We start from the raw sequence: 382 nt of genomic DNA on the forward strand, positions 1-382 counted from the left end.
TCACCGATGCGCTCGGCAATCTCGTGCGTTTCGTGCTGCTGCCCGGACAGCGCTTCGACACAGTCGGCGTGCCGCCGCTCATCGAGGGATTGGCCTTCGATGCGCTGATCGCTGACAAGGCGTTCGACAGCAACGCCATCATCGCCGAACTCAACGCGCGCGGCGCCAAGGTCGTCATCTCCCAGCATCCGCGTCGCGCAAAGCCTCTCGCCATCGACCAGGAGATGTACAAATGGCGGCATCTCATCGAAAACTTCTTCGGCAAGCTCAAGGAGTTCAAACGTATCGCCATGCGCGCCGACAAGACCGATCAGAGCTTCGCCTCCATGATCCATCTCGCCGCAGCCGTGATAAACTCCCGATGAATCCCAACAGGCCCTAG

Annotated in this window: 1 protein-coding gene; it reads left to right on the forward strand. The window is 60.2% G+C overall.

Going from position 1 to position 382, the window contains the following annotated elements:
- Positions 1-365: transposase (locus C7G61_RS43600; RefSeq protein ID WP_244608808.1), on the forward strand; the 365-nt coding region annotated here is incomplete at its 5' end.
- Positions 366-382: the final 17 nt, after the last annotated feature.

Source organism: Bradyrhizobium algeriense, assembly GCF_003062295.1.
Lineage (GTDB): Bacteria > Pseudomonadota > Alphaproteobacteria > Rhizobiales > Xanthobacteraceae > Bradyrhizobium > Bradyrhizobium algeriense.